Origin of the sequence: Allobosea sp. CER48, from assembly GCF_044752385.1 — a bacterium.
Taxonomy (GTDB): domain Bacteria; phylum Pseudomonadota; class Alphaproteobacteria; order Rhizobiales; family Beijerinckiaceae; genus Allobosea.
The window spans coordinates 1-9,314 of the sequence record NZ_JBIWYK010000087.1 but is presented as its reverse complement, the minus strand read 5'-3'; the positions used below and the strand labels follow the sequence as shown (position 1 = coordinate 9,314).

Genomic DNA, 9,314 nt, shown 5'->3' with positions numbered 1-9,314 from the left:
CGCCAACTCTCGGGCTTCGGCCGCTGGGTCTTCCAGGGCTTCAGGCTCGAAGACGGCGGCATCATCCTGGTCAATCGCGGCTTCGTCCCCGAGAGCCGCATGGGGCAGATCGGTCCGGCAAGCGGGCCCGACACGATCACCGGCTTCCTGCGGGCCCCTGAAACCCGCAACAGCTTCACGCCGCAGGACCTGCCGGCCATCCGCGAGTTCTACACCCGTGACCCCTCCGCGATCGCCGCTTCGCTCGGCCTGCCGGCGGCGCCGTTCTATCTCGAAGCCGAGCGCGAGGGCGACGGGTTGAAACCACCGGCGGGCGTCGACGTGCGCGAGCTCATCGACCGCATTCCCGACAACCACCTGCAATACGCCCTGACCTGGTTCGGTCTGGCGCTGACGCTGCTCGGCGTCTTCGCCGCCTATGTCTGGCAGGCACGGCGCAGCTCCGCGTCCGCCTGATCCTTCAAGGCTTTTGCCGAAATCGCCGTACCGGCCTATAGCATCAGGCTGATATCACCGAGGCCAAGATCGTGTTGCATGTCTCCACCCGGGGTGAAGCCCCGGCGCTCAGCTTTTCCGACGCATTGCTGACCGGGCTCGCCCGGGACGGCGGACTCTACCTGCCGCAGAGCTGGCCCACGCTTTCGTCGCCGGAGATCGCCGGATTCGCCGGGAAACCCTACACGGCGGTGGCCGAGCGTGTCCTCGGCGCGTTGAGCGACGGCGACATCGAGAGCGGCGCGCTGTCGGGCATGGTCGGCCAGGCCTATGCGGGCTTCCGCCACCCGGCCGTCTGCCCGCTGACGCAGATTGGCGACAATCTCTTCGTTCTCGAGCTCTTCCACGGCCCCACGCTCGCCTTCAAGGACGTGGCGATGCAGCTGCTCGGCCGGCTGATGGACCATGTGCTCGGCCAGCGCGGCCAGCGCGCCACCATCGTCGGCGCGACCTCCGGCGACACCGGCGGCGCGGCCATCGACGCCTTCAAGGGGCTGAAAAGCGTCGACGTCTTCATCCTGTACCCGCACGGCCGCGTCTCCGACGTGCAGCGCCGGCAGATGACGACGGTCGATGCGCCGAATGTCCATGCCATCGCGGTCGAAGGCACTTTCGACGATTGCCAGAACCTCGTGAAGGCGATGTTCAACCACCACGCCTTCCGTGACGAGATCGGGCTTTCGGGCGTCAACTCGATCAACTGGGCGCGCATCGCCGCGCAGGTCGTCTACTATTTCACTTCGGCCGTCTCTCTGGGCGGGCCGGGGCGCAAGGTGTCGTTCACGGTGCCGACCGGCAATTTCGGCGACATCCTGGCCGGCTGGGTCGCCAAGCAGATGGGCCTGCCGATCGAGCGGCTGACCATCGCTACCAACAGCAACGACATCCTGGCACGGACGCTGGCGAGCGGCGTCTACGAGATGCGCGGCGTTCACGCCACCACCTCGCCCTCGATGGATATCCAGATCTCCTCCAATTTCGAGCGGCTGCTCTTCGAGGCCTATGGCCGCGACGGCGCCGCCGTGCGGCGGCTGATGCAGTCGCTGCAGCAATCCGGCCGCTTCGAGATCGCGGCCGAACCGCTCGCGCGCATCCGCTCCGAATTCGATGCAGCGGCGCTCAGCGAGGCCGAGATCTCGGCCGAGATCCGGGAGACCTGGACGGAGAGCGGCTATCTGCTCGACCCGCATACCGCGATCGGCGTCGGCGCCGCGCGCCAGAAGCTGTCGCGCGATCCCGCGACGCCGATGATCGTGCTCGGCACTGCCCACCCCGCCAAGTTCCCGGCCGCGGTGAAGGCGGCGAGCGGCGTCGAGCCCGGGCTGCCGGCCCATCTCGCCGACCTGATGGAGCGCGTGGAACGGGTGACGCTGCTGCCCAACGACCTCGGCAAGGTCGAGACCTTCGTGCGCGAGCATGCACGCGCCGTCCGTGGAGCGGCAGCGTGAGCGCGACCCCTCCGATCGAGGCAACCGAACTCGCCGCACCTGCGCGGCCGGAAGGGCGCCACGACCCTGATGTCGAGCTGACCACCCTGCCCTCCGGGCTGCGGATCGTCTCGCAGCGGATGGACCATGCCGCCACCGTTTCGCTCGGCATCTGGATCGGTGCGGGCTCGCGCGACGAGCTGCCGCATGAACACGGCCTCGCCCATCTGCTCGAGCACATGGCGTTCAAGGGGACTGCACGGCGCAACGCCCGGCAGATCGCCGAGGAGATCGAGGGCGTCGGCGGAGACCTCAACGCCGCGACGTCGGTCGAGTACACCTGCTACACGGCCCGCGTGCTCGGCTCCGATCTCGAACTCGCCGTCGACATCCTCGCCGACATCATCACCTCGCCCGCACTGACGGAAGAGGAGCTGAAGCGCGAGAAGGGCGTCATCCTGCAGGAGATCTCCGCGGTCCAGGATACGCCGGACGACCTGGTCTACGACCGCTTCCTGCAGGCGGCCTTCCCCGATCAGCCGATCGGCCGGCCGATCCTCGGCACCGCCAAGACGGTGAAGAGCTTCACGCCCGACGCCATCCGCGCCTACCTCGCCCGCAACTACCATGCCGGCAACATGGTTCTGGCGGCATCCGGCGCCGTCGATCACGGCGAACTCGTCGCGCTCGCGCGTGCCCATCTGTCGTCGCTGCCGGGCAACCCCGCCGAGGCGCCCGAGCGCGAGGCCGGCGTGTACCACGGCGGCGAGGCCCGTATCGGCAGCGACGAGGAGCAGGTTCATCTCGTGCTCGGCCTGCCCGGCAAGCCCTTCACCGGCGGAGCCCATTATCCTCTGCAGATCTTCGCATCGGTGCTCGGCGGCGGGTTGTCGTCGCGCCTGTTCCAGGAGGTGCGCGAAGAGCGCGGCCTCGCCTATGCGATCGACGCCTTCCACTGGCCCTTCTCCGATTGCGGCGTCTTCGGTATCGGCGCCGGCACCGCGCCGGAGGATGTCGGCGAACTGATCGAGGTTGCGCTCGCCTGCCTCCGCCAGGCGGCGGAGGATGTCAGCGAGGTCGAGGTGGCTCGCGCCCGCGCGCAGATGAAGGTCGGGCTGCTCGCCTCGCTGGAAAGTCCGGGTGGCAAGCTGGAGCAGATGGCGCGGCAGGTCCTGATCTTCGGCCGGGCGATCCCGCGCGAAGAGCTGGCTGCCCGGCTCGACGCGGTAACGCTCGAGGATGTACGTGCCGCCGGGCGCTCGCTGCTCGGGCATCAACCGACCATCGCCGCGATCGGCCCGATCCAGGGCATCCCCGCGGCCAAGCGGCTGCGTCAGGCGGCCCGGGCAGCGGACTGAACCACGATGGCGCTCTTCCGTTTCCCGAGCGAGCCGCCGAGCCGCCCGCTGATCCGGACGCCGAATCTCTATCTGCGCGCGCCCCAGGCCAGCGACTATTCGGCCTGGGCCGTGCTGCGCATCGAAAGCCGCGAATTCCTGACGCCCTGGGAACCGGTCTGGAACGAGGACGACCTGACCCGCGCCTCCTTCCGGTTGCGTGCGAAGCGCGCGGCACGGGAGATCGCCGGCGACGAGGCCTATTCGCTGTTCATCTTCGAGGCCCAGTCCGAGGTACTGATCGGCGGGCTCACGCTCGGTCTCATACGCCGCGGCGTCGCCCAGGCCTGCACGCTCGGCTACTGGATGGGCAAGCGCCATTCCGGCAAGGGCCATATGACCGAAGCGGTGCGCGGCGCGGTCCGCTTCGCCTTCTCGGAGCTGGCGCTGCACCGGGTCGAAGCCGCCTGCCTGCCGAGCAACGAGCCCTCGCGGCGCCTGCTGGAGCGTGTCGGTTTCAAGCATGAGGGGCTGGCGCGGGCCTATCTCAAGATCAACGGAAACTGGGCGGACCATCTGCTCTACGGCATCCTGTCGAGCGACGGGATGCCGGGAGAGAGGCCGTGACGGCGAGGGTTGACCACAGGCGCGCTTTGCCTTGCCCTTGCCATGAGCGGTCGATAGGGATTTTCGTTCAACTTCGAATGATCGTCTTCCGCCTGACAGCCGAGCACAGCTTGTCCATTTCCGAGCGTCTCCTCCGGATCGGCCTTGCCGTCGCCGGCCTTGCCCTGTGGTTCAGTTTCGCTGCCGTCACGCCGGCCAGCGCCGTCGATGCGGTGCGCGTGCCGGTCGATGTGCCGGTGATCGACCTCACCAACATCGTCGAGCGCAACAAGTCCGACGGCGACGTGATCCAGATCTCGACCGCACCGGGGCCGGACGGCATCGTCCGCCGCATCGCGGTGAGAGCGCGCGAATCCGGCGCCCGGCCGGACTGGATCGTCTTCGCGCTCACCAATGATTCCGACGAGCAGATCGACCGGTTGCTGGTCGCGCCTTTCCACCGGCTGATCGGCTCGGGCGTGATCTGGCCCGATCTCGGCGACAAGCGCATCGAGGCGGTGACGGCGAGCCAGGGCCTCTCGCCGGACCGCGAGGCCAGCCCCGATGCCGACGTCTTCCTGATCACGCTCGACCCCGGCACGACCGTCACCTTCGTGGCGGAGCTGAAATCGCCCAACCTGCCGCAGCTCTACCTGTTCGAGCCGGAGGCCTATCGCCAGAAGACCAATGGCCTCACCCTCTACAAGGGCATCATCATCGGCATCGCCGGCCTGCTGGCGCTGTTCCTGACCATCATCTTCGTGGTCAAGGGCGCGGTGATCTTCCCAGCCGCCGCGGCGCTCGCCTGGGCAGTCCTGGCCTATGCCGGCCTCGATTTCGGCTTCTTCCAGCGGCTATTCCCGCTGACGCCCGCGATCGAACGAATTTACCGCGCCGGCGCCGAAGTCGTGCTGGCGGCCACGCTGCTCGTGTTCCTCTTCGCCTATCTCAACCTGTCGCGCTGGCACGTGCGCTACGGCCATGTCACGGCAATCTGGATCCTCGGTCTCGCCGGGTTGATCGGTCTCGCCGTCTTCGACGCGCCGATGGCGTCCGGCATCGCGCGCATCTCGATCGCCGCCGTCGCCGCCGTCGGCTTCGTGCTCGTCGTCCATCTGGCCACTCATGGGTACGAGCGGGCGGTGATGCTGATCCCGACCTGGTTCCTGCTCGCGGTCTGGGTCACGGCAGCGAGCTTCACCGTGACCGGACAGTTCCAGCGCGATCTGGTGGCGCCTGCCCTGCTGGGCGGCCTGGTGCTGATCGTGCTGCTGATCGGCTTCACCGTCATCCAGCATGCTTTCGCCGGAGGCGCGATCTCGCAGGGGCTGGTCTCCGATACCGAACGGCGGGCTCTTGCCCTTTCGGGCTCCGGCGATCTGGTCTTCGACTGGGATGTCAGCTCCGACAGGGTCTTCGTCTCGCCGCAGATCGAAGCGCTGCTCGGCCTGCCCAAGGGCGCGCTCGAAGGTTCGGCCGCCCGCTGGCTGGAACACATGCACGTCGCCGATCGCGACCGCTATCGCGTCACGCTCGACGCGGTGCTGGAGCAGCGCCGCGGCAAGCTCAATCTCGATCTGCGCCTGCGCTCCGCCAACGGCGCCTATCACTGGTTCAACGTCAAGGCGCGCCCCGTGCTCGGCTCGGACGGCGAGGTCATCCGCGTCATCGGCACGCTGTCCGACGTCACCGAGCAGCGCACCGCGCAGGAACGGCTGCTGCACGACGCCGTCCACGACAACCTGACCGGCCTGCCCAACCGCAAGCTGTTCCAGGATCGCCTCGGCGCGATCTTCGGCTTCACCCGCGCTGACGACAACATCCGCCCGACGGTGCTCGTCATCGACGTCGACCGGTTCAAGCAGGTCAACGAATCGGTCGGCTTCTCGGCGGGCGACTCGATCCTGCTCACGCTGGCCCGGCGCCTCGGTCGCCTGCTCAGGGCCCAGGACACGCTGGCCCGCATCGGCGGCGACACCTTCGCGATGATCCTCGTCTCGGAGCGCGATCCCGAGCGCATCCTCGCGCTGGCCGAGCTGGTGCGCCGCGCCGTCTCGACGCCGATCACCTATGCCGAGCGCGAAATCGTGCTGACGCCCTCGATCGGGCTCGCGCTGTTCGACCCCTCGCCCGCCGCCCGCAAGGACGACGCGCTGAAGAATGCCGAGCTCGCCATGGCCCATGCCAAGCGCCAGGGCGGCAACAAGATCGAGGTCTTCGTGCCGGCGATGCGGACCGACCGCAACGACCGCCTCGCGCTCGAAAGCGATCTGCGCCGCGCGATCGAGCGCGGCGAGATCCAGGTCATGTATCAGCCGATCGTCCGGCTCGAGGACCGCACCATCGCCGGCTTCGAGGCGCTGGTGCGCTGGGACCATCCGCGCGAAGGCCGGCTGATGCCGCAGGATTTCCTCGCCATCGCCGAGGAGACCGGGCTGATCGTCGATCTCGGCATCTATGTGATGGACCGGACGGCACGCGAGCTCGAGGCCTGGCAAGCGGCGCTGGAAGTGGACCCGCCGATCTTCGCCAGCGTCAATGTCTCGAGCCGGCAACTGCTCCGCCACGACCTGCTGCATGACGTGAAGACCGTGCTCGGGCGCCGGCGCGTGCTGCCTGGCACGCTGAAGCTCGAGATCACCGAGAGCCTCGTCATGGAGAACCCCGAATACGCCGCGCAGATGCTGCAGCGCATTCGCGATCTCGGCGCGGGACTCTCCCTCGACGATTTCGGCACGGGCTATTCCTCGCTCTCCTATCTGCAGCGCTTCCCCTTCGACACGATCAAGATCGACCAGAGCTTCGTGCGGCAGATGGGCAATGGCCGCCCGCCTGTAATCCTGCGCTCGATCGTGCAGCTTGCCTCGGATCTCGGCATGGACGTCGTCGCGGAAGGCGCGGAGAGCGAGTCCGACGCGATCGAGCTCTACCAGCTCGGCTGCCAGTATGCGCAGGGTTACATCTTCGGCCAGCCGATGACCGCGGCAGAGGCGCGCCGCCTGATGGGCGCGGCCGCTTCGGCGACGGAAGCGGCGTAACCGGCTCCCGGCCGTGCGCCCCGGACCAAGTCCGGGGACAGCGTCAGGTTTCAGGCGTGGCCGGCGTCGCGCGAGAGAAAGGCCGGATCGATGCCGATCTTGTTCAGCGCCCGCTGGTACTTCGTGTCGATGCTCTCGTCGAAGAGCAGTTCGGGATCGGCCGCGCAATGCAGCCAGCCATTGGACTGGATCTCGGCCTCGAGCTGCCCCGCGGCCCAGCCGGCATAGCCGAGGGCGAGGACAGCGCTTTCCGGCCCGCTGCCGATAGCGATAGCCCGCAGGATATCGAGCGTCGCCGTCAGGCAGATGCCGTCGTCGATCGGCAGCGTCGCCGACTCCAGGAAGAAATCGGCGGTATGCAGCACGAAGCCGCGCTTGGTCTCGACCGGGCCGCCACGCAGCACCTGCATCTTCTCCGCCTGGCTCGGCAACCGGATGATCTCATCCGATGGGATGACGTCGAGCTGGACCAGCAGGTCGGGAAACCTGGTGTCGCCGGCCGGCTTGTTGACGATGATGCCCATGGCCCCGTCCTCGGAATGGGCGCAGACATACACGACGCTTCGGCTGAAACGCGTGTCGGCCATCCCCGGCATCGCGATCAGGCACTGCCCGTCGAGATAGCTGCGGCCGCCGATACGTGACTGTGAGCCAATCTTCATGAACCCATGCTAGTGGTTGTCGGGGAGTCTCGGCAAGGCTCGCGTGCGGGGCCGCGCGATTGCAGTTCAGGCGCTTGCCGAAATCACCCTCCGTCACATTCGCGTGCGATCGGAGCGAACGCGTGCCGGCCGCGGCCGGCATCGCGATTGCGCCCCATTCCTGAACGACATTGGGCGGAGCAATGGCCGCTCTTGTTTGAAGGGAATGCAGGTTTTGTTCGCTTTTCGGCGTCGCAATGGATAAGGCAGGCCCGTGAACCGCGTTCTTTCCCTGCTGGCCATCGCTCCCCTCGCGCTCGGTATCTCCGCGCATGCTCAGGAGGCGACGACCGAGGCCGCAATGTCGCCCTGGTCGACGAGCGATCATGCGAAGCTGCGCCTGATCGCCGGCCCGACCACCTCGACCGGCAAGCAGCGCGTCGGCGTCGAGATCGTGATGTCGCCGGGCTACAAGACCTACTGGCGCAGCCCCGGCGAATTCGGCGTGCCGCCGAGCTTCGACTGGTCGGGTTCGACCAATATCGGCGGGCTCGACGTGCGCTGGCCGGTGCCGGAGCGTTTCCAGGATTCGGCCGGCTATTCCCTCGGCTATGTCGGCGAGGTCGTGATCCCGATCTCCGTGCAGCCGGTCGACCCGTCGCGCCCGGTGATGATCGTGCTCAAGCTCGACTATGCCGTCTGCGAGAAGATCTGCATTCCGGCCAAGGGCGAAGCCAGCCTCTGGCTAGAGCCCGGCGTCACGACGGTGACGTCGGCCCGGCTGGAAAGCTTCGAGGCCCGCATTCCGCTCTCGGTGAAGCCCGGCCCGCACAAGGAAAAGACGGCGATTCTCGATGCGGCGCTCGACGACACCGGCGTCGATCCAGGCCTGCGCCTGGTCCTGCAGACGCCGCCCGAAGGCAGGATCCAGGACATCTTCGTCGAGGGCCCTGGCCAGTGGTCGTTCGGCAAGACCCGCCTGACTCCGCAGACGGACGGCACGACGCTGGCCCAGATCCGCATCAACGATCGCCCGAAGGGCGCCGCCGGCCCGGTTCCGCTGGTCTTCACCATACGCGGGACACCCAAGCCCGTGGAGACGCGGCTCGAACTCGACATCCCCGCCGGCAAGCCCTAATCCCTGAGGCGAAGCGGCCCTGGTGACGGACCCGTACAGCCCTTGTCCGGCTGGCCGGCATATCCGGCTCCTCCCCTGTTGCAATCCTCTGGCCGCGGGCTTCACGGAGAAACACGCCATGACGATCAAGGTGGGTGACAAGCTTCCGCAGGCGACGTTCCGCGTCATGACCGCCGACGGCCCGGCCGCCAAGACGACGGAAGACCTGTTCAAGGGCCGCAAGGTCGTGCTCTTCGCGGTGCCGGGCGCCTTCACCCCGACCTGTCACAAGAACCACCTGCCCGGCTATCTGGCCAAGGCCGACGATATCAAGGCCAAGGGCGTCGACGCCATCCTGGTGACCTCGACCAACGACGTCTTCGTGCTCGACGCCTGGTCGAAGGCGACGGCCGCCGCCGGCATCATCGAGTTCCTCTCCGACGGCAATGCCGATTTCGCCAAGGAGATCGGCCTGTCGATGGACGGCTCGGGCTTCGGCATGGGCACGCGCTCGCAGCGCTACTCGATGCTGGTCGAGGACGGCGTCGTGAAGTCCCTCAATGTCGAGGAAGCCGCCGGCAAGGCCGACGCCTCGGGCGCGGAGACGATGCTCGGCCAGCTCTGAGCGTTTCCGGATATCAGTCATGGAGCCC

At 67.6% G+C, this 9,314-nt stretch carries 8 protein-coding genes; 7 read left to right on the top strand and 1 reads right to left on the bottom strand.

Translation table 11 applies throughout. The features are described 5' to 3' along the window. The 5 genes from ACIPIA_RS05545 to ACIPIA_RS05525 form a co-directional block, all read left to right on the top strand. A partial coding sequence (locus tag ACIPIA_RS05545; RefSeq protein ID WP_400507458.1) for an SURF1 family protein occupies window positions 1-456 on the top strand: 456 nt, incomplete at its 5' end. Window positions 457-527: 71 nt separating this feature from the next. Then, on the top strand, window positions 528-1,943 hold the full coding sequence (gene thrC, locus ACIPIA_RS05540) for a threonine synthase (protein ID WP_400507456.1): 1,416 nt from the start codon (window positions 528-530) through the stop codon (window positions 1,941-1,943). A 14-nt stretch (window positions 1,944-1,957) separates the two neighbouring features. Continuing rightward, complete coding sequence (locus ACIPIA_RS05535) at window positions 1,958-3,280, top strand: M16 family metallopeptidase (RefSeq protein ID WP_400507460.1); 1,323 nt, start codon at window positions 1,958-1,960, stop codon at window positions 3,278-3,280. 6 nt (window positions 3,281-3,286) lie between these two features. Continuing rightward, a complete protein-coding gene (locus ACIPIA_RS05530; protein ID WP_400507454.1) occupies window positions 3,287-3,886 on the top strand; it encodes a GNAT family N-acetyltransferase in 600 nt (199 codons plus the stop codon). Window positions 3,887-3,963: 77 nt separating this feature from the next. Continuing rightward, the gene (locus ACIPIA_RS05525) at window positions 3,964-6,903 is read left to right on the top strand and encodes an EAL domain-containing protein (RefSeq protein ID WP_400507452.1); all 2,940 of its coding nucleotides are present in this window, start codon (window positions 3,964-3,966) and stop codon (window positions 6,901-6,903) included. 50 nt (window positions 6,904-6,953) lie between these two features. Here ACIPIA_RS05525 and ACIPIA_RS05520 read toward each other — a convergent pair whose 3' ends face one another. Further along, the gene (locus tag ACIPIA_RS05520; protein ID WP_400507451.1) at window positions 6,954-7,565 is read right to left on the bottom strand and encodes a YqgE/AlgH family protein; all 612 of its coding nucleotides are present in this window, start codon (window positions 7,563-7,565) and stop codon (window positions 6,954-6,956) included. 253 nt (window positions 7,566-7,818) lie between these two features. Here ACIPIA_RS05520 and ACIPIA_RS05515 point away from each other — a divergent pair, with 253 nt between their 5' ends. Continuing rightward, window positions 7,819-8,682 (top strand): protein-disulfide reductase DsbD domain-containing protein, encoded by an 864-nt coding sequence (locus ACIPIA_RS05515; RefSeq protein ID WP_400507449.1) that lies wholly within the window; start codon window positions 7,819-7,821, stop codon window positions 8,680-8,682. 118 nt (window positions 8,683-8,800) lie between these two features. Further along, window positions 8,801-9,286 (top strand): peroxiredoxin, encoded by a 486-nt coding sequence (locus ACIPIA_RS05510; protein ID WP_400507447.1) that lies wholly within the window; start codon window positions 8,801-8,803, stop codon window positions 9,284-9,286. Window positions 9,287-9,314: the final 28 nt, after the last annotated feature.

Excerpts from the sequence above, each read along its gene's own strand:
- ACIPIA_RS05530 (WP_400507454.1), top strand. The coding sequence starts at position 3,287 with ATGGCGCTCTTCCGTTTCCCGAGCGAGCCGCCGAGCCGCCCGCTGATC.
- ACIPIA_RS05525 (WP_400507452.1), top strand. The coding sequence starts at position 3,964 with ATGATCGTCTTCCGCCTGACAGCCGAGCACAGCTTGTCCATTTCCGAG.
- ACIPIA_RS05520 (WP_400507451.1), bottom strand. The coding sequence starts at position 7,565 with ATGAAGATTGGCTCACAGTCACGTATCGGCGGCCGCAGCTATCTCGAC.
- ACIPIA_RS05510 (WP_400507447.1), top strand. The coding sequence starts at position 8,801 with ATGACGATCAAGGTGGGTGACAAGCTTCCGCAGGCGACGTTCCGCGTC.